The organism is uncultured Gemella sp. (assembly GCF_963529685.1).
Taxonomy (GTDB): domain Bacteria; phylum Bacillota; class Bacilli; order Staphylococcales; family Gemellaceae; genus Gemella.
Map to the genome: position 1 here is coordinate 1 of NZ_CAUSAI010000028.1, position 22485 is coordinate 22485.

General features: G+C 31.9%; 14 protein-coding genes. 5 read left to right on the forward strand and 9 right to left on the reverse strand.

Translation table 11 applies throughout. The annotated features are described in order from the left end of the window. The 7 genes from RWS90_RS05290 to RWS90_RS05320 form a co-directional block, all read right to left on the reverse strand. A partial coding sequence (locus RWS90_RS05290; RefSeq protein WP_314549317.1) for a mucin-binding protein occupies positions 1-3598 on the reverse strand: 3598 nt, incomplete at its 3' end. A 342-nt stretch (positions 3599-3940) separates the two neighbouring features. Further along, positions 3941-4276 (reverse strand): glycine cleavage system protein H, encoded by a 336-nt coding sequence (locus RWS90_RS05295; protein WP_314549319.1) that lies wholly within the window; start codon positions 4274-4276, stop codon positions 3941-3943. A 328-nt stretch (positions 4277-4604) separates the two neighbouring features. Continuing rightward, positions 4605-5627: a lipoate--protein ligase gene (locus tag RWS90_RS05300; RefSeq protein WP_314549321.1), complete on the reverse strand. Its 1023-nt coding sequence runs from the start codon at positions 5625-5627 to the stop codon at positions 4605-4607. Between the two features lie 154 nt (positions 5628-5781). Continuing rightward, a complete protein-coding gene (locus RWS90_RS05305; protein WP_314549323.1) occupies positions 5782-6954 on the reverse strand; it encodes an NADH-dependent flavin oxidoreductase in 1173 nt (390 codons plus the stop codon). A gap of 34 nt (positions 6955-6988) precedes the next feature. Beyond that, positions 6989-8011 (reverse strand): lipoate--protein ligase, encoded by a 1023-nt coding sequence (locus tag RWS90_RS05310; RefSeq protein ID WP_314549325.1) that lies wholly within the window; start codon positions 8009-8011, stop codon positions 6989-6991. 125 nt (positions 8012-8136) lie between these two features. Then, positions 8137-9009: an NAD-dependent deacetylase gene (locus RWS90_RS05315; RefSeq protein WP_314549327.1), complete on the reverse strand. Its 873-nt coding sequence runs from the start codon at positions 9007-9009 to the stop codon at positions 8137-8139. Beyond that, positions 9009-10001, reverse strand: coding sequence for an MsnO8 family LLM class oxidoreductase (locus tag RWS90_RS05320; protein WP_314549329.1), 993 nt, complete (start codon positions 9999-10001; stop codon positions 9009-9011). Before RWS90_RS05320 ends, RWS90_RS05315 begins: the two co-directional genes overlap by 1 nt. Before the next feature lie 2071 nt (positions 10002-12072). Between RWS90_RS05320 and RWS90_RS05325 the strand changes: the two genes are divergently transcribed. Together RWS90_RS05325 and RWS90_RS05330 are read left to right on the forward strand one after the other, a co-directional pair. Then, entirely contained in the window at positions 12073-13251 is a 1179-nt protein-coding gene (locus RWS90_RS05325) for an NADH-dependent flavin oxidoreductase (protein ID WP_314549330.1), read from the forward strand. 501 nt (positions 13252-13752) lie between these two features. After that, positions 13753-15030, forward strand: coding sequence for an SIALI-17 repeat-containing surface protein (locus RWS90_RS05330; protein ID WP_314549332.1), 1278 nt, complete (start codon positions 13753-13755; stop codon positions 15028-15030). Between the two features lie 127 nt (positions 15031-15157). On the opposite strand, the gene RWS90_RS05335 is transcribed toward RWS90_RS05330, so the two are convergent. Then, on the reverse strand, positions 15158-17098 hold the full coding sequence (locus tag RWS90_RS05335; RefSeq protein WP_314549336.1) for a KUP/HAK/KT family potassium transporter: 1941 nt from the start codon (positions 17096-17098) through the stop codon (positions 15158-15160). Positions 17099-17630: 532 nt separating this feature from the next. Between RWS90_RS05335 and nagA the strand changes: the two genes are divergently transcribed. The 3 genes from nagA (at position 17631) to RWS90_RS05350 (ending at position 20670) form a co-directional block, all read left to right on the forward strand. Further along, the gene (nagA, locus tag RWS90_RS05340) at positions 17631-18779 is read left to right on the forward strand and encodes an N-acetylglucosamine-6-phosphate deacetylase (RefSeq protein ID WP_314549338.1); all 1149 of its coding nucleotides are present in this window, start codon (positions 17631-17633) and stop codon (positions 18777-18779) included. An 18-nt stretch (positions 18780-18797) separates the two neighbouring features. After that, entirely contained in the window at positions 18798-19517 is a 720-nt protein-coding gene (nagB, locus tag RWS90_RS05345; RefSeq protein WP_314549339.1) for a glucosamine-6-phosphate deaminase, read from the forward strand. Positions 19518-19635: 118 nt separating this feature from the next. Beyond that, entirely contained in the window at positions 19636-20670 is a 1035-nt protein-coding gene (locus RWS90_RS05350) for a cyclically-permuted mutarotase family protein (protein WP_314549342.1), read from the forward strand. 256 nt (positions 20671-20926) lie between these two features. Here the strand turns inward: RWS90_RS05350 and RWS90_RS05355 are convergent. Further along, a protein-coding gene (locus RWS90_RS05355) for an IS3 family transposase (protein WP_314549344.1) occupies positions 20927-22263 on the reverse strand; the annotation gives its coding sequence in 2 pieces (ribosomal slippage) (positions 20927-21774 and positions 21774-22263; 1338 coding nt in all). Positions 22264-22485: the final 222 nt, after the last annotated feature.

Genomic DNA, 22485 nt, shown 5'->3' on the forward strand with positions numbered 1-22485 from the left:
CTTCGTTTTCCATTGTTGGTGTTACTGCCACTGACGCTACACTTGCTTTATCTGGTGTTCCATAGTTTGCTACGGTTGGTGATGTTTTTTCATCCCAATTTGCAGTACTCCATGTTCCTTCTTCAAGTGCATTCGTTACTTTGTTTCGTTTGTTTGTTCTTGTTAGCGTAACATTCTGAACAACTTTTGGTGATACTTCTGTAGTTTCGTTACTTGCATCTACATACTTGATTGTACGTGTGATTGTTTTTGTTTCTGGAACATTTTCATACAAAGTATCATAAACATAAGTTACAGTAATTTCTTCACTGTTAACAACACCTTCAACCGGAGCCGAAGTTTCTTTGACTCTCATATATCTATAAGCTATGTCATTATATGTAAATTCATCAGGACGATATTCTTCTGTATCTACATTATAATCTTTTGTATAAGCTCTTTTTTCAATAGCTGTTATTGTTGGTTTAATCGTATTTCCTTGCATATCTTCATATGCAATTTTAACAGCTCCATTTTTTATATTTTCTATTTTAATAGTAACAGAAGCTACATTCGCCTCATTATATATTTCTTCTGCATTTGTTTTTGCTGCTGCTGAAATATAAGCTACCTGTTTATCTTTTGCATCTTTAGAAATTCTTGCTGGTACTAAAAATTCATTTGATAATCCCGGATTTAATGTAGTCCCTTGATTAGAAACAAACTTAACTGCTGTAACCTTGCTCCAATCTGTCACTTGATCAGCTGTTAAAGTTGTTGCTGTAGCAACTTCATTTGCATTTCCATTAATTGGAGAAGTTGAGTAGTATGCTGTCCATCCTGCAGGAGCTATTGCTTCTCCTGTAGCTTCCACATCAAATGCAGAATTACGAGCTATACTTGTATCAACAATATTCTTGTCCTCTTTTTTAGGTAATGTCACAAGCACTTCATTATTCGATAATTTTGAATTATCTGTATTTGATAATGTAAAACGATATGTCACATCTGTTTTTGGAGCTAAATTCTGTAACGATGTTGTGTAACCTTCTCGTTGATCATTTTTATCGGTTACATCTACGTGTAATCGTGTCGCTGATGTATTACTTACAGGAATTTCATAAGTGAAAGTTGATGTATTGATAATTGTCTTATCTCCATCAAACTCATTATTAGGATTTAACCCATGTAGGAATCTATTTTCATCCCAAACTAATGTATATTTCAAACGATAACTACCTGTTTGAACCCATTGTGCTACATTAAACTCTAAATTCGGAGTTACATTCTCACGAGTATTTGAATCTTTCGGGTCAATAATCAATACACGTTTACCAGTATTTTGATAATTATCATCTTTAGTTACAAGTGGGCTATCTCCTGCATAACTAAAGCCATCCGGTAATTCCACAATAATTTTAGGATTCTTCGCTCCAAGATAATCTAATTTTTTATCAGTAGTAGCAAGGTGTGATGTCAATGTACTATATACACGATTCCCTAAACCTGAAGGTGAGTAATCATAAGCTTCTATTCCAGAACTTAATGATTGTGTTTTATTCCCTGCTAGAACCGTTTCTATTTTCCCAGTTCTCGATGTCAGTTTTAAAGCTGTTCTAGCATCTGCTAAAATCGTTTTAGAAATACTTGTATTGACCACATCTGTATCTTGAGTTGAAACTTTTGCAGTAACGATACTCTTAGCTTCTTTTCCTTCTGCTACCATTTGTTTAGCTTTTTCTAAGCCTTTTAAGTTTTGATGTAAATAAATACCCGCTTGACTAAGCGTATCATTTGTAAATGTCATTTCACCTTTTGGCTTTAATAAAACTCGGGTTGTACCTTCAGGTAAATCTATTGAAGTACCTCCATTCTTTTTAAATGCGATCTCTCCAATTTTTGTTTCATTTGTTCCAGTCACTGTATACACTTCAAAAGTATTACTTGTTCCTAGATTATCCGGTGCATACCAAGCTGCATATGCTCCATTCTTATTCCAAGTCCCATAAAATTCAATTGATCTCTTTTGATCAAAATCACTATCAATCGTTAATTCAACTTCCTTAACTTTTGTTGGAGTATCTACACTTCTCCAGAAAACAATAATTCTCTTATCATCTGTTTCCGTATTAATTCCAGGAATTGCAATATTCACTCTATTTTCATGATTTTGTTCATTAGTATAGTTATTAATCACTAATGGGGGTTGCGCTCCTGCTGCATTTGGCGTTGCTCCATCTCCGTTATCTTTATATGGATTCACAGCCTTCACAACTAACGAAGTTGTTCCTTGACTTGTATTCGTTTCTCCTGATTTATCTGTATAAGTTACATTATCTGTAAAAGTAAATTCTTTTCCTTTTAAAAACTCTTCTAATGTACCTGCCTGACGCATATTAATACGAAGCGTATCATCACTAGTATTATTCCCTTGATCAAATACAGGTTTTGCATCTGTTATTGTTCTTGTATAACGAGCGATATTTCCTTCCTGTGTCCATCCTGCATTGATAGATGTTTCTGACACTACAGCTCCTGTCGGTAAAGTAATAGCATGTTGTATTTTATTGACAGCAGCAACTTCTTTATTTAATGTCGTTAATTTTAAAACTAATTCTTTATTCTTTGTTTCATCAATAGAGTCGCCGGGTGCATTTGTGTTAAATAAAGCTAAATCTCTAGCACCACTTTCACTGTCCACATGAATACTAGCATATCCACTCTTATTTGTATTTGCTACCACTGACTTAGTAGTCTTTTCAGGTGAAATTGGATTCCCATTTTTATCCATCACTTGAGAAGTGATAGAAGTTTGAGAATTACGGCCAGTTCTATATTTATCAAATTTATAACTAATATTGAAATTACCATAAGAACCACTTGGAACTTCTCCAGTATAAATCTTATACTGTGTATCCGTTACTTTTTCCACTCTTAAAGCTGTACCAAATTGTACATCAGTAATAGGTTCATTCTCAGGTAAATTCACTAAAATATAAGAACCTTCTTCTAATTTTGAAGGAGCTGATACATCTAATCTAAATGTTGAGATGATCTGTTCTCCTACATTATATTCTGTTTGGTTTCCTACTATATGTCCTTGTAAACTAACTCTATTTTCAGTTGTTGATTGTGTTTGATTAGTAGTTGCTGATGTACTATTTGAAGTACCTGTATCTCCTATATTAGCTGCAGATTCTGTTGTAGTATTCGGTTTATTTGTTGTAGTAACCGGTACATATGTAATTTTATATTTATTTTTTCCAACAAGTTGTAAATTTGTCGCAGTAAATCCTGGATAATCTTTCTTTAATTGTTCAAGATTTTCTGAAAATTTTGATTTTAAAATAGCAACATCTTCTACTACTCCACCTGGTTTCTCATGAGTTACCATTACAAATTCTTGAGTATCTGCTACCGTCGAGTTTCCAGTTTCCGTTCTATTAAAACCTGAATCACTCTCTCCTGCTGCATAAGCTAGATTAGTGTTTCCAAGAAACATCATTCCTGCTATCGCCACAGAAGATACAGCTATACTAGCAACTCCAACATTAAATTTTCTAATACTAAACCTATTATCTCTCTGGTTAATGTTAATCTTATGTTGTTTATTTATCATCATTATTCTCCTAAATTTATATCGTCTTCTATAATTCCCATTTAACAATATTTTTTCAAACTTAACATCTCTAACGATATATTTTATCATTTTTCTTATCTGTTTTCAAATATTTTAATATATTATTTCTACGAGGTGTCCTCCTTAAAAAAAAAAAAAAAACACTGTTTTATTAATAGTTAGATAATCTTTATTTATTATTAAACCTCAATCCATTTCATAAATCTAATTAATTAAATAATTAAATATATGAAGATATCTTATACATTACCTCTTTTATAATAGAAAAAAATTCGGAGCTAGGTCTTCCTTAGCTCCGAATTTAATTCATAACTAATGTTATTATTTGTATTCTACAAATTTATTGAATTCCGCTTCATCAACGTTTGTTAATTTAACAATCCAAGATTCTTTTGGATCTGCTGAGTTAAGAACTGTTGGCTCTTCTTCAGCTTTTTTGTTGTATTCTACTACATCTCCAGCTAATGGTGTGTTGATGTCTAATACAGTTTTTGATGCTTCTAAACGTAAGATAACATCATCTTTTTCTAATTTATCTTTTCTTGAAAATTCTACAAATCCTATAGTACCAACATCATCTTGTAATTCTGCAGTTGGTCCGATAATGTATACACCTTCGCTTTTTTCAATCCATAAAGCTTTTGCTAATTTTTTCATTTTACATCCTTCTTTCTATATTTTATAAATTAATTCTAGCATCAAAATATTAATTTATCAATGTTTTTTGTGCTAAATTAACATTATATAACATAAGCTACAAAAAAGCAACCGAAGTTGAGAGTCGGTTGCTTTTAAGTAGTCTAATACATGTGTGAAAAGTTTTTACAAAGTAAATTTAGATATCAATAAACCATTACGTCTATAAGTTTTTATATAAACTTTTTAAAAATTAGGAATTTTTAATCAATCCTCCCAAAAGTGATTTATCAATAGTTTACTTTCTCAAAACATTAAGAAAACTACATTTCCTCCCCTTGAATTCTTCTTAACTCAATATCAGTTCAACAAGTTCTCTAGCTTCTACTTTTCCAAAATAGTGAGCTAAGTCTACACTTTCTAATACTTCTAGTAAATCTTCTTCTCTCACCCTTACTCCGATTAACCTTTCCTCAACATCACTGACATTACCTTTACCGAAAAAGTCACCGCAAATCTTAGCTTTCGTTATACGTCCCGTTTCTACTTCCAGATTAAACTCAACAGTTCCTATCCCTAGTCGCGCATCTCTATTGTAGTTATAACGTGGAGATTTCCCGTAATTCCAATCCCAGTTTTGATATTTTTCACAAAGTAAATGATCAATTTCGCACCAATCAGCTTCTGTTAGTTCATAACGTTTTATATCTTCTATTCTCTCACAATCAAACAAACGACAAAGGTATAAATCTTTAAAATCTACTACAGATAAATTTCTATATTCCTCATTTAAATATTCTCTAAGACTAGTGACCCTGCTCCTCACCGAATCTATACCTTTTGACTCTATTTTCTTACGATTAGGTGTAAGAACATTTACCATCGCGTCATAATTTACATCTAAAAGTAATGTATAACCTCCGTAAATCTTGCCGTTAACAATAGTCATCGCAGCTCCACTTATCTTCTTACCATCAACAACAAGATCATTACGACCTGTTTGTTCAACATTATCCACACCAAGATCTTTTAGAATATTTACCGCAGGTTCATAAAATTTCTTAAAATTACCGTAGATATTATTATCTCCACTCATGATTAGACAGATGTTCACAGCTCCCTCATCTAAAAACACAGTTCCTCCCCCAGTATCACGTCTAACTAGCGTAATATCATTAGCTTTCATGTAATTATGATTAATCTCTTTTTCAGCATTTTGAAAAAGACCAATCTGCACCTTCGGTTTACAACAGTAAGGAAATATTATATCCTCATCCAAGTTCAACTTATTAAGCACATGAACCTGTATCGCTAAAGCTACCGCCCCATCATAAATATATTCTCCGTTTCTTATCGGCTCTACTAAATACATACACACTCCTTGTTTATTAAACACTATGGCATTAACAGCTACCATTACCTAGGTCAAACCATAGATAACAGTAGCTGCTACATCGCCTTAGTAACTTTCTATCTTACCTTAAAAATTACTACTTTTTAACCTCTACCGAACAACGATAAACTACTTAGTAATTCTCTTCTAGTTTCCTAAATTCATCTCTCGTACTTTCTGGTAGACTCTTTCCATAATCCATCATCAGCACGATATCTTTAAACGCAGCCTTCGGTATCGCTAACCTTTCGATATCATCTACTCCAACACTTAACGTTATATCTTCCTCACGGTTTTCTTGGAATTTAGTCACAAAGTCTGGCTCAGCAACAAAAACACTAGATAAACCTACCATCTCCGCATGCATAATCGCCTCACGACTTTTTTCTATATTATTAATTCCACCGGTCGCCATTAACGGAACACGTCCCGCTAGGTGTTCATGGACTACTTTATTAATCAAACGTCCCTCGTTAGGTCCTTCCGCACGAACTTTATTTAGATAAATATTTTGCCCCCAGCTTGCTATCGCAATATAAGATAATGGAACTTTTTCCAAAATCCAATCTGTAAGTTGATTGAACTCCTCCACAGTATATCCTATTATCGCTCCACGTGTTTCTTCTGGTGTCGCTCTATATCCTAGAATAAAATCTTCAGGTGCTTCATTTTTTATAACTTCATACACTGCTTCAAACACTTCAAGAATAAATCTAGCTCTATTTTCCAATGAGTCTACACCATATTCATCATGGCGTTTATTCGATACCGTAGAGAAAAACGTCTGCAACATAAGTTTTTGTGCTGTCGATATTTCCACACCCGCAAATCCTGCACGTATAGCTCTTCTTGTCGCATCTTTGTATTTTTGTACAATTTCCGCTATCATCTCATGAGAGAGTTCTTCTACTTCGTGTTCAAATGGAAGATGTAACTTCAGTTTACTAGGACCATAGACTTTATGGTTCACGCCGTAGTAATTAGCACCCGCACCTGAATAAGTCAGTTGTAAAATAGCTTTTGCTCCAGCATCTTGCATCGCCTCAGCCATCTTAGTAAGCCCTTGAATACAACTATCATCATGTGCACCGAAACCAAACTCGAACAACTGCCCATCAACATCGACATAAGCCGCACCCGTTACCTGTAGCGGCGCTGACTTAGCACGTCTTAATGCATAATCCAAGTCCTCTTGTGTGATAATTCCATCTTTTGTAGAAGAATTAGTCGTCATCGGCGATAGCACGAATCTATTTTCTAACTGAACACCATTTGCTAGTTTTATGGGAGTTAATAATTTTTCCATAAACTCACACCTCTTTTACATAGATTTCGTAAAATTAGCTTAAGATTAAATCTACTAACTCTTTAGCTTCTACATTTCCGAAGTAGAATGATAGGTCAATACTTCCTAATGCTTCAAGTAAATCTTCTTCTTTAACTCTTACTCCAATTAATTTCTCTTCTACATCAGCAACATTTCCTTTACCGAAGAAATCTCCATAAATTTTCGCTTTAGTAATACGTCCTTCTTCAACTTCTAAGCTAATATCAACTGTTCCGATTGCAAGGTGCGCATCACGATTGTAGTTGTAACGTGGTGATTTTCCATAGTTCCAATCCCAGTTACGGTATTTCTCATCAGCAAGTTTCTCAATCGCTGCCCAATCTTCATCAGTAAGTTCGTATCTTCTCGCATCTTTAATATCATCAATCCCCATTAATCCACAGATAACTAAATCTTTAAATTCGTCGATAGTTACATTTTGATATTCAGGTTTTAATAATTCACGCATACCCATTACACGAGCACGAACTGATTCAATACCTTTTGATTCGATTTTTTTACGGTTTGGTGTTAAAGCATTAACCATCGCTTCATAGTTTACATCAAGAAGTAATGAATATCCTCCGTAGATTTTACCACGAACTAACGTCATCGCAGCTCCACTTACTTTTTTACCACGAGCAGTAAGATCGTTACGCCCTTTTTGTTCAACTTCTGTAGCTCCTAAACTGTGAAGAACATCAACTGCTGGTTGATAGAATTTTTTGTAGTTTCCATATACATCAGTATCTCCTGGCATTAAGAAACACACATTAACAGCACCATTATCAACATAAACAGCTCCACCACCAGTATCACGACGAACTAAGATAATATCTTTTTCTTTCATATAGTCATGATTTACTTCTGTTTCAGCATTTTGGAATAATCCGATTTCCACTTTTGGCTCACAGTAATACGGGAAGATTACAGTCTCATCGATATCTATATTATTAAGTACGTAAACTTGCATCGCCATTACTAGCGCTCCATCTGGTAAATATTTTCCATTTCTAATTGGTTCTATTAAATACATAATTTATTCTCCTTTATTTTTAATTTTTATTAATGTATTTTATTTATCTAATTTAAATTATATCGCACAAAGTTTATGTGCATTGTACTATGTTTAGATTTCTCTAATAGAATTTCTAATCCACACTATTTTTTCAACAACTCTTCGACATCTAGTGTTAACTCTTTACTATTTTGATTAAACCACAACACCCTCGAAGCTATTCTTTCTGGGAATTGGTATTTTTTCTGATTCATAGTAATCATCAACGCCTTTGGATTCTTATCAAGTTCTCTATAAAATGGATATTTTATAAATTGAGGTGTTGTGAATCCTACTCCGATTTCTATAAACAACGTCTTTTTATCACGATTGTTTTCTAAAAATTCATTGTACTTATCAAGATGTTCAAAGAAAATCGGATCTTCTACCATACCTTTTTCAGCATTTCTTTTATTCACCTCTAACGGTGCCCCACACTCTGGACATAACGGGATAGATCTATAGTCTACTTCCATATTTTCCTGTTCCACAGCAAGCCTACGCATTAAAGCTTCATCTTGGTAAGTTTTTGCGTGACAATGTTTGCTACACTGCATAAGGCCATATTTCCCTTGAATGTGAAAGACCTTATCCATATCGTACTCTGCTACATCAAAGGCATTATCAGCATTTGTCGTAATAATATGATAGTTTCTATCTTGTAATATATTTTTCAACGCCTTATAACTCGCCCCAACAGGTTGATCGAAGTAATTTAGCAACACAAAACGACTTTGAAACGCCCAATATTCCTGCGAACTTGGAAAATCAAACAAACTCGCCTGTAACATGTCTAAAAACTTATATTTTTCCACAAAATCTTTAAAGTTACTCGTAAATCTCTCTCCGATATATGTAAAACCATCAGCAGCAGACATCCCTGCTCCGATTCCTATAACTATTGCTTCAGCCTCATCTATCAACTGAGCTAATTTTTCGGCATTGTTTTCTACTAACTCTATCGCCTTCCAAGTCATTAATTTTTCTCCTCTTTTCCCATTAACTCTTTAGCTAAAATCTCAATAATATTTTTTCTTCTCTCTATTGTTGGTACCAAAGGTATGCACATAAGTTCTTCTAATTCCAATTCTGTAGCTAGTTTTCGTAGTTTTTCTATAACTACATCCTTCGTCCCCCATACTAATCTTGTTCTATTTTTCTCTACTTTTTCTATATCATTTTTTTCAATCTTATACGCCTTAGCTGTAGAAATACTAGGGAATCTGTTGAATTCCGTAAATTCTTTTTTACCAAGAAGCCAAACATCTAACGAGCGTACCAAATCTTTAGCCTCTTGTTCATCTTCTCCAATCGCTATAAATACTGCAAGTACGTCTTGTGGTTTTTTATCCTGCTCGAGCATCTTAGTACGATAAGCCTGTAAACATCTTTTAGCTGTTTCTATATAATCTACAGCCTGATTAAAGAATAGACCATAGACATAGTTTTGACCGAGTTCCGCTGCTAGATTCGCACTTTTCTCACTAGTTGATAGTACCCACATCGGGCTCACCTTCGCTTCAGGAGGTTGCACAAATGTGCCAGTTCCTGTAAGAATGTCAACCAACTCTTTACAACTTTTGTTATATTCTTCCCTTGTTATAGGTGTAGTGTTCATCAATTTTTGAACTACTCTCGTTCCAGGATTGTTACCAATTCCTAGATTTACCCTATTAGGATATAAGGCGCTAAGAAGCTTGATCCATTCGCTAATTTTATACGGTGAATAGTGAGGAATCATTATCCCACCAGATCCTATTTGTATTTTTTCTGTATTTTGAAGAAGGTGTAACATTAACAACTCAGGACTACTACTCGCAAGAGCAGGTACTTGGTGATGTTCAGCCATCCAGAAACGACTATACCCCAACTTTTCAGCCAAACGAGCTAATTCTACACTCTCTTCAATAGCCTCTATCGAACTCTTTCCTTCATCTACAATAGCATAATCTAAAATACTAAGTCTCATATATTATCCTCTTATATAGTTAATTTCTAATATTACTTAAGAATTACCCATTCTCCTAGCAAATTTCGCCTTTTATTAAACAGATAATCAAATATACTTAACTAGGAGAAAACCTTTTCTGAAATTACGAATTTATTATATCACATTTTCATTAAAAGTACATATTTGTAGCACCGCTACTTTGAATTCTTATCAAAAAGTACGGTGCTTGAAGTTATTAAAAAATTGACAATAATAAAAGAAGTGTGTTAGAATGTAGTTAAGTGAATTGGATGATTATATTCACATGCAACCACGAAAAGCAACTGAAGTGCGATTCAGTTGCTTTTTTATATATATTGTCTTACTCATTTTAGTAAGATAATAAATATTCACACGTAAAGTGAACTACGTACGTCGTGTCTAAACATAGCTACTTGGACTTGTTGTTTTTATCGTTTAGAAAATAAAAATATTCTATAAATAGGAGAATTATTCCTACAAATAGTCCAACAAGAATTTGGATGATTACATCATACATGCGCCCACCTCCCTTCCGGGCAAGTAGCCTACTTTTATTATAACACCTGAAAATAGTAAAGAAAAGAAATTTCTCGTGACTTTGAAATAAAATTTATATTTTTAATATTATGTAAACATTTATAATTATAATAACATTATTAACAAAAAAACGCTCATTTAAAACTTTAAAAAATTGACAATAGATGAGATTTTGTGCTAGAATGTAGGTAAGTGAATGAGAGATGACTATCAAATTTCACCACAAAAGCCAATTGAAGTGCTTGTTCAATTGGCTTTTTATATTATTTAGATAATACTCACACACAAAGTGAAATGTATGCGTTGTGGGCTAAAAAGGCTACTTTTTCCTGTGACTATCTTTTAGCAAATAGTATTCTATTAAAAGGAGTATTATTCCAGATAATAGATTCACAAGAATCTGATAGATGACTATCTCCATCTCACCACCTCCCTTCCGGGCAAGTAGCCTACTTTTATTATAACACCTGAAAATAGTAAAGAAAAGAAGTTTTGTGTGACTTTGAAATAAAATTTATATTTTTAACATTACGTAAACACATATAATTATAAGACTAATATTAATTAAAAAACTCTCATTTAAAACTTTAAAAAATTGACAACAATAAAAGAAGTATGTTAGAATGTAGATAAGTGAATTGAACGATTATATTCACATACAACCACGAAAAGCAACTGAAGTGGATGTTCAGTTGCTTTTTTATATGTATTAACTTACTCATTTTAGTAGGATAATAATATCACACGTAAAGTGAACTACGTGCGTCGTGTCTAAACAGAGCTACTTGGGCTTGTTGTTTTTATCGTTTAGAAAATAAAAATACTCTATAAATAGGAGAATTACACCTACTAATAGTCCAACAAGAATTTGAACGATTATATCGTACATACAATCCACCTCCCTTCCGGGCAAGTAGCCTACTTTTATTATAACACCTGAAAATAGTAAAGAAAAGAAATTTCGTGTGACTTTAAAATAAAATTTATATTTTTAATATTACGTAAACATTTGTAATTATAATAATATTATTAACAAAAAAAACCTCTCATTTAAAACTTTAAAAAATTGACAATAATAAAAGAAGTGTATTAGAATGTAGGTAAGTGAATGAGAAAGGTTACTCAAGTTTCACCACAAAAGCCAATTGAAGTGGTTTTTCAATTGGTTTTTTTATTATATAAATTAATAACCACATACAAACTAGAAGAGGCTACCACAAAAGTTCTAACTACTTTTTTATATTCTTTTCATACCATACCTTTTTATCCAACTAATAATCTGATATAATAAATTATGAGAAAACCTTTTCTGAAATTATAAATTTGTTTTATTGTACTTTCAGTAAAAGTACACTCCTAGCACCTCTACTTTAAAACCAATATAGCTAGAATTTCCCTGATTATCTTTATAATTAACACTTAGTTTTTTTAACAGTATTTTTCTAATTTCTTCTATATTGTGTGTAAATTTTATTACATAAAATTTTTTGTTGTAATGTGTGTTAGTAAACTACTAAATGAGGTATTTTTTATGGAATCTAAATTATTAACACCTATAAAATTAGCTAATGGTATCGAACTTGAAAATCGTTTCGTCCTTTCTCCCATGACTACAAACTCTTCTACTAAAGAAGGTTATATTACCGAAGAAGATCTACTATATGCAAAACGCAGAAAAAATACAGCACCTCTTCAAATTACAGGAGCTGCTTATATCAATTTAGAAGGTCAGCTTTTTGAATATGGTTTTAGCGTTCATGATGATGCGTGTATTCCTGGTTTAAAGAAAATGGCAGAAGCTATGAGCTCTGGTGGTGCAAAAGCTATCCTTCAACTAACTCACGCTGGACGCTTTGCTAATCACTACGTTACCACTAATAAACGCGCTGTAGGCCCTAGCTATATGGAACTTAACTCTCCTGTTGAACATATCGTTCATCCTCTTACTATTGAAGATATAAGAAAAATTAAGGAAGATTACAAACGTGCTGCAAGTCGTGCTATTGCTGCCGGTTTTGACGGTATAGAAATATCTAGCGCGCAACGCCTTCTTCTTCAGACGTTCTTCTCAACTTTTTCTAACGAACGTCATGATGAATACGGTGTAGACTCATTAGAAAATCGTTCTCGTTTTATTCTTGAAGTTTTCGAAGAAGTATATGACGTTATAAAAAAAGAAGCTCCAAAAGACTTCATCTTCGGTTATCGAGCTACACCTGAAGAAACACGTGGAGAAGAAGTAGGTTATACAGTAGAAGAATTCAACCAACTTACAGACTGGCTATTAGAAAGAGTACCTCTATCATATATGGCAATCGCCAGTTGGGGACAGAACATCTATTTAAATAGAGTCCGTGCAGAAGGTCCTCATCATGGTCGACTAGTTAATGAAGTAGTCTATGAACACTTAAATGGCAGATTACCTATAATCGCCTCAGGTGGAATAAACACTATCGAAAAATGCGAAGAAGCAATCTTGCACGCTGATATGGTTGGCTTATCATCACCTTTTGTCGCAGAACCTGATTTTGTAGAGAAATTAAAAACGAATCACCAAGAGGATATAAACCTTGATGTTGGAGTAGAAGATATTGAACATCTAGCTATTCCTAAAGCTGCCTTTAAAGATATCGTTCTAATGATGGACTACGGACGCTCACTACCACAACACACAAGAGATGAATTTAGAAAACTAGAAGATAACTATTAAAAAACTATATATTTACTACGCGGAAATAACTCGACATCATATCCTATCAAATCACAATTTTCGAGTTATCTCCGCATTTTCTTTACTTACATAATCTGAAATATCAACTCTGAAATATTTTTGTAACAAAAATGTAATATTACTTTGATTTAATATATTAACTGATTATTAAGTTATAATTTTTATTAATTTTATATTTTACAAAAATTAGATAATCCTCTTTAAAATTAATTTTTTATCACAAATAATACTTGTTGATTGCACATTATTTAAAAGAATATTTAGTGTAGCTTTTGTTACAATTAGTTTACACAACTATGCTTTTTTTATATTTCTTTCGAAAGTCCTTGTTTTATCCTATTCTATATAGTATAATAACAAGTGTCAATACACTAATTACATCTATATTTCTTATTAATTTCTGTTTAAGAATAATTAGGAATATGGTCATAGTCATATTTTATATAAAGTTTAAAATGATAAAAAAGGAGAGATAATATTATGACAACAAAAAAATACTCATTACGTAAAGTTAAAGTTGGAGTTGCATCTGTACTTGTAGGGTTCGGAATCGCAACTACTGGAGCTGCAGTAGCTAATGCAGCCGATGAAGTAAAACCAGATAAGAAGTTAGTAGAAGTAAAACCAGTTAACTTAGAAGATGTGAAGAAAGAAGCAGCAGCTAATTTAGAAGCAACTTACAAAAAAACATTAGAAAATTTAGAAGCAACTTACAAAAAAGCATTAGAATCTACAGATCCTCAATTATCACCTGAAGAAATTGAAAAAGTTAAAAAAGAAAAAGAAAAAGTTATTGCTAAACTGAAAGAAGAAGTTGAAAATACAAAACTAGCCCTTTCTGAAGGAATAGATGCTGGTCTTTCTGCAGAGGATGTTTTAGCTGAACTTGACGTAAAACCTAATAAAGATGATAAAGATGGGAAATATCCCGCTCCAAAAGGTGAAGAATTAAAACGTGATAAAGACGGAAATATTGTAGATAGCGTCGCAGTTAATGGTGGAATTCCTGAAGATGTAAAAGCAATAATTAATAAAGAACTTGAAAAAGAAGCTGAACTTAAAGCTTTAACTCCTACTCCAAAAGAAGCTGAATATCTTACTCAATGGGTTTCTGAAAACGGGGATGTTCTTTTAGAAGAAGAAAAAGAAAATGCTGATCAAAACTTCCTAGGTCACCACGATGGAATCCTTAATGATGGTTTTGTATTTGTTAAAAAAGAAGTAGATGGAAATATTACTAAATATATTTATAAAGATCCTACTATCAAATATGAAACTCAATGGGTTGATGAAGATGGAGAAATTCTTTTTGTAGCTGAAGGTGTTAAAGAACAAAATTACGATAATTATCATTCAATTTTAGAAGAACACGGTTATATCTTACTTGGTTCTGACACTATCGGAACAGACGAGAAAACTACTGTAACAGGATATGTTTACAAAAAAGGTCCTAACTACAAAAAAATTACTAGCTACGTTCCAACTACTGCACCTGTTGTAGAAGAATTACCAGAATTCACTGGTGGTGTAAATGGAGCAGAACCAGCTGTATTAGAAAAACCTGAATTTAAAGTTGAAAAAACTAACGAAGGTAGATTTGTAGTTGAAGAAGGAAAAGCTAAAACTGATGAAGCTAAAGCTGAAACTAAAGAAGGTTCTCTACCAAACACTGGTATGACTACTTCTAGCACTGCAGCATTAGGATTAGGATTAATCGCTTTAGTAGCTCTTGCTGTAAGACGTAAATTAAACAACTAATAGCTAATTAGTGTATAGAAACATTAAAGAGTATGGACAATTCCATACTCTTTTTCTATGTCCTAATTCAAAAAAATCAGACTTAGAATAAAACTCGCATTATTTCATTCTAAGCCTGATCTTTTTATTATTTGATTCTAGTTAATCTTTTTACCTTAGTTTGCACTACATTTAGCGGTACCGCTTCTTTAGTAATTACACTCGTATCTAATCCGAACCATTTTTCTGGTGTTACTGTTATTTTTTTCAATTTTAATCTTAATCCCATAATAAAGTTATCGAATGAAGATAAACCGTTACTATTTCCTAGCACTTCTTCTATTAGAACAAATCTGAAGTCTCCTACTGTCTCTGCTTTTCCTCGTAAGTTATACTTAGTAGGCTGCAAGTCTAATTCTTTATTTTCTAGTAAGTCTGCAATTACCTGATGCATAAACATGTTTACCCTTTGATTTTCTCTAAAACCTAGATTAAAGGTAATTTTCAATATTTTTTTATCGCTAAATTTAGTAACCTTATATTCTCGTTTATATGGTTTATCTATAACGTTTATATGTACAAAGAAATAAACATTAGCTCTTTTTGGTTGTTTATTTAAGATGGAATACAATACTGCATAATCTACATCTTCTTCGCGTTTTGCACCTGTTAAATATACTAAGTTAGTTGCATATTTAGGTACATTTTTATCCGTACTTAGTTGCAACAGTTGTTTTGTATAATTTTTTACTGTTAAATATTGACTTTCTCTTTCTTTTATCTCTGTACCCTTATACCAAATAAACATAATTGTAAATATTAATAAAGCTATAATTACAGTTATATACCCACCATTTACAAATTTCAAACTATTCGCATATAAAAATAAAATCTCCTCTATTCCAAAAAATATTAAAAATATAGTGGCGAAAACTTTATCTTTTTTTACTTTGTATAAATATACACTTAGTAACAATGTCGTTACGAACATCGTTATACTAATACTTAAGCCATACGCAGCTTCCATATTGCTACTTGTTCTAAAGAATAACACTACACAACTACTGCAAATAAAGAGTATTATGTTAACTGCAGATACATATACTTGTCCTTTTAATTCTGTCGGATATTTTATTATTAATTTCGGGAATAGATTTAATTTTATTGCTTCTGATACCAACGTGAATGATCCTGTGATTAAACTTTGACTCGCTATTATCGCAGCTAATGTCGCTAATATTACTTGAAATACTATAAAACTATCAGGTACTATCGCAAAAAATGGATTTTTTTCTGCACTATAATTTGTCGATAGTAAGTATGCTGCCTGACCGAAATAGTTAGCTAATAAACAAACTTTTACCGAAAACCATGCCATTCTTACATTTTGTCTTCCACAATGCCCTAAATCCACGTATAAGTCTTCTGCTCCTGAAACACATAAAAATACTGCCCCTAATAAAACAAATACACCTGGGTAATTTATTAATAATTGTAGTGCGTATTTTGGATTAATCGCTTTTAATACCTCTGGTCTTGTTATTATTGATTTTATTCCCCAAGACAATAACGACAAGAACCATATACTCATAATAGGTCCAAATAATGATCCTATTTTTTTCGTTCCGAAACGTTGAAATGAAAAAATAAATATAAATATTAGAAGTACTAAGATAATTACATCATTAGTATTTATCGTTGGGATTATATCATGTAATCCCTCTACCGCAGACGTTACTGTAATCGCCGGCGTTATTATTCCATCAGCAAGCAGTGTCGCTCCCCCTATCATAGCTAAAAGTGCCACACTACGTCTTGTTCTATTTTTTATTAAAGCAAATAGTGAAAACACTCCACCTTCGCCATGGTTATCAGCTCTAAGTGCTATTAAAACATATTTTGTCGTTGTCTGTAATGTCATTACCCAAAAAATTAGACTGACAAAACCTAATACAAGACTCTCATTCATCATAGTATCTGTATTATGAATAAAAGACTTCATAACATATAATACTGATGTACCGATATCACCAAATATTATGCCTATTGTTATTATCACACCAAGAAACGTTAATCTTGATTTATCCATGTTTCTATCCTCTTATAAAATAAGTTAAATTAAAATTACCTCTATAAAAACAGTAACCTTATTCTTACATATAATTATAATCTTCTTGTACTTAAAGTCAATAGTAAGTATATTGTATATTTATTATTATACTTTACTCATTTTCCTTTTGTTAAATCTATATTTTTAATACTTTTTAATTACTACTCCTCTTAAAATTTTCTGTTTTATTATATATTTACATATTTTTTATTTTTTTAGTATATTTCTTTATTAAAGCTTTATACAAAAAAATCAAACAGTATAAGACACTAATCTATTTTTATTATTACAGTAGATTGTTTTCTTTTCTAATATAACACCTTAAATTATCTCAGTAAAAAACCTCTATTTTTAACTGTTATATAAATTTATAAAAACACCTTTAAATTAATTTTGAAAACTTTTACTTTTCTACTTTACAAACCTATTTAAAAAGTGTTAAAATTAAATTAACGAGGATTTAACACATTAAATTTAAAACAAATAATTTTTATAAAAAAGGGGTGTTATTATGTTAATAAAAAGTAAAAAAGTTTGGTCAAGCGGCCAATTTCTTCCTCTAATTTTAGAAGTGGAGGATAAAAAAATTACAGCTGTTCATGATTATGATGCATTCGATAAAGTTGACTATGATTTTGGAACTAATCGTGTTTTACCAGGATTTATAGATGTTCATACTCACGGTGCTTATGGTTATGATACTAATGATGTTAATGAAGAAGGACTTCGTAATTGGACTAAAAATGTTGTTTCTGAAGGTGTAACATCATTCTTACCTACAACAATCACTCAAACTGAAGAAGTTCTACTAAAAGCTGTAGCAAATGTTGCAAAAGTATATGAAGAGGGTTATGAAGGAGCTGAAATTTTAGGTATTCACTTTGAAGGTCCTTATCTTGATGTAGAAAAACGTGGAGCTCAACCTAAAAATTGTATCCAAACACCTAGTGTAGAACAATTTAAAAAATTCCAAGAAGCTAGTAAAAATCTAATTAGACTTATTACTATCGCGTGTGAAAAAGATATTAATTATAAACTTACTAAATATTTAGTAAGTCAAGGTATCCGTGTAAGTTTAGGTCATTCAGCTTGTAACTATAAAGAAAGTTATTTAGCATTCGCTAATGGTGCTACATCTCAAACTCATGTTTATAATGGTATGGTTGGTTTCCATCACCGTGACGGTGGTCAAGTAGGATTTGCTTTACGTGCTCGTGATTCTTATGGAGAAATTATCTGTGATGGTATTCATTCTACTACAGATGCTTTAAATACATACTTTACAGCTAAAGGTCGCGATCATGGAATTATGATTACCGATTCACTTTGCGCTAAAGGATGTGGTCGTGGTTCTTATATCTTCGGTGGAGAAAACATGGAAATTTACGAAGATGGTAGTGCTCACCGTGATGATGGTCGTTTAGCGGGTTCTACTCTTAGAGTTATCGATGGACTACGTGTCTTAATAGAAGATGCTTTAGTTCCTGTTGATGCTGCGATTAATTCATGTACAAAAAATCCAGCAGAAATGTTAGGTTTCGGTGATAGAAAAGGAAGACTTAAAGTTGGTTACGATGCTGACTTTGTAGTAATCAGCCCTACTTACGAAGTTCTAACAACATTTGCTCGTGGTAAAGAAGTATATAAAAAAGAAAATTAATTTATAAGGAGTCATTATATGAAATATTTAGTTTTTAATACAAAAAAAGAAGCTTCACAAGAAGCATACAAAATTTTAAAAGGTTTAGTTGATGAAAATTCTACATTAGGTCTAGCTACTGGTTCTACTCCTACAGACCTATATGAAGAAATGATTGCTGACTACAAAGCTGGAAATTTCAGCTATAAAAATATTAAATCATACAACTTAGATGAATATGTGGGAATTAGCTACGATCATCCAGAAAGTTACCATAAATTCATGGAAACAAATTTATTTGATCATGTTGATATTGATAAAGAAAATACACATGTACCTGATGCGTCAGCTTCAGATTTAGAACTAGCGGTTAAATCTTATCAAGAGGAACTTAATAAAGCGAAAATTGACGTGCAAATTCTTGGTATAGGCGGAAATGGGCATATCGGATTTAATGAGCCAGGAACACCATTTGATGCTGGAGTTCATGTTGTAGATTTAAAAGAAGAAACTATTCAAGCTAACTCTAGATTTTTCGATGGTAATATAAACCTTGTTCCTAAACAAGCAATGACTATGGGTATTAAAGATATTATGCGTGCGAAACACATTATTCTATTAGCATTCGGAAAAGCTAAACAAGATGCTGTTAGAAGTTTAGTAGAAGGTAATGAAATAACTGAGAATATACCTTGTACCATTCTTAAAAATCATCCAAGCGTATATGTATTAGTAGACAAAGAAGCAGATTTTAAATAATTAATAATATATGGAAGTTGATAAATCTAAAGCATTCATTTAAAGTTTATCCCTTCCTTTATCAAAAAATATCGATGTAAACGTTTGATTTTAAAATAATTAATAGGGAGGTACTAAAATGAGTACTGAATTAAAATGGGTTAATATAGCCACTGTAGCACCGCAAAAAGGCTACGAAAAAAATATAGGGACAGCAGGGTTAGTTAAAGGAGTTATAGGAAATAAACTTATTTTCGGTGGTGGGGCTAATTTTCCTGGTGGCCTTCCTGTTGACGGCGGAGTAAAAGTAAATCACAAAGATGTATATCTTTATGAAGAAACAGCAGAAGGTGTCAAACTACTTGATCAAATTCAATTCGATTATCCATTAGCATATGGACCAAGTGCTGTATATAATGACACTCTATACTATATCGCAACAAAAAATGAAACTTCATCAGAGCTTTTAGCATTCGCTGTAGTTGAAGATAAATTAAAAGTAGAAGTTGTTGATACACTTCCATTTACTGTTGAAAATATTATCGCTAGAATTCACGAAAATAAATTATACTTCGGTATCGGATCAATTAATGGATCAAACAACAATGAACTTTATGCATATGATTTAGCAACTAAAAAATTTGAAGTATTTTCAGAATTTCCTGGGAAATTACGTAATCAAGCAGTAAGTTATGTATATAATGATGAACTATACGTGTTCGGTGGTGGAGCCAGTGAAACTTATAGCGATGGATATAAAGTAAATTTAACAACTAAAGAATGGACTAAACTTGCTGATGTTGTAATAGATAATGAAGAAATATCACTACTAGGTGCTGATTGGGCTCCTTTAAATGATCACGAGCTACTTGTAGTAGGTGGTTTCAATAAAGATGTTTGGAAAGACGCAGTATTCAATTTAACTACGTTAAAAGGTGAAGATCACGCAAAATACCGTGACGCATACTTCAGACGTCCAGTAAGTGAATATAAGTGGAATAAAAAAGAATTAGTATACAACCTGAAAGAAAACCGTTGGTGTCAATTAGGAGAAATTCCTTTTGAAGCACCTTGTGGACATGCTCTGTTAGCTACAGAAACTAATATTTATTCAGTTATGGGTGAAATTAAACCAGCCGAAAGAAAACCATTCATCCACAGAACAAGCAAATAATACTAATAAAAAAACTACTCGACATATAGGTACTGCACCCAAAAAGTTGGACAAAATATTAAGTTATTTTTGTTTAGTATTTTAAACTTTAAAGTCAGTAAATTTTATTACTTTTAGTGACTTTCATTCCTTACAGTTATTTTAGATTTTTTGAACTATTTAGTCAAGGATTTTTAAAAGGCGTAGCCCTTGTCCTTGATTAAATAGGAGGAAAATCTAAACTGTAAAAGGGAATGAAAGTTTCTTTTTGTTTATATTAGTTTCTATTCATTTCCCTGTAATTTACAGGACTTACTCCACCTAAGTTCAATTTTATTCTCTCTTCATTATAATACTTTATATAATCTATAATGACTTCTTTTAATTCATATTTATTCTTAAAAGTATCTTCGAATCCGTAATACATTTCAGATTTTAAAACTCCAAAAAAGGATTCCATAAATGCGTTATCTGCTGATGTTCCTTTTCTAGACATTGATTGTGTAATTCCTTTCACTTTAAGGAATTGTCTATATTCAATATGTTGATATTGCCAACCTTGATCACTATGTAATATCATACCATCATATCTTTCATTTTGAAGTTGCGATAACATTTCATATTGTTGTGCCATGTTAGGTGAAAATGAAACACTATACGCTATTATCTCTGCATTATATCCATCAATTATAGGTGCTAAATATACCTTATCCTCTCCAACTTTGAATTCAGTTACATCGGTATAACATTTCTTTAATGGTTCTGAAGCGAAGAAATCTCTATCTATTATATTGTCTGCGATTTTCCCAGTCTCTCCTTTATAAGAATTGTATTTTCTAGTAGGTCTTACGAATGATAATACATCTAGTTTTCTCATCAATCTCAAAACTTTTTTATGGTTTACTAAAAATCCCATGTTTCTAAGTTCTGATGTTACTCTTCTATAACCATATCTTAGTTTGTTCTTTTCCTGAATAGATTTAATAGCTTCTTCTATACTTTTATTTTTTTTATCTTTATCTTCTTTATTTTTTGTATAATAATATGATGAACGAGATAAGCCTAAAATTTTTAATAGTATATTTAATCTATGTGTTTCCTTTAATTCTTCTACTATTTTTGTTTTCTCTTCGTTTGAGATTGTTTTAACCTTATCTCCCTCAACTTTTTTAAAACTGCATTTTCCGCACGTAGGTACTCAAGTTCCTTCTCTAATTGTTCTACTTTTGACAATTCATTTTTTTCTATCTTTTTATTATTTTTCATCTTACTAGGTCTTCCTTTCGGTTTCTCTAGTATATTATACCCGTTTTCTTTAAATTTTGAAATCCAATTACATAGTAAACCATGATTTGGTAATGCGTACTTTAATGAAGTAGCTACTATAGAATTCCCTAATATTAAAACTTCATTGATTATATCTAGTTTTAGTTCTGCTGGATAGTAATTATTTTTTCCCTTAATTAGTACTGTTTCACCATGTAAATCAGCTAATCTGACCATATACTTTACACTACTAGGATTAATTTTAAACTTTTTAGATAGTTCCTTGTATGAGTATCCTTCTTTATTAAGTCTATACATTTCTATCTTATTTTTATCTGTTAATTTCATAATAAATAGCCCTCCAAAATTTGTCCAAATTTTGGGGGCTATTACCATATTATTGAGTAGTTTTTTTTATTGAAATTTTAATTACAACTATATAGAAAACTACCTTAATTCTTTTTTGTATAATAACTTATTTATTATATAAAAAAGAACCTTCCAAAAGGAAGGTTCTCACTGTTGCCTGGCAACGTTCTAGTCTCACAGGGCGTAAACCCAACTACATTC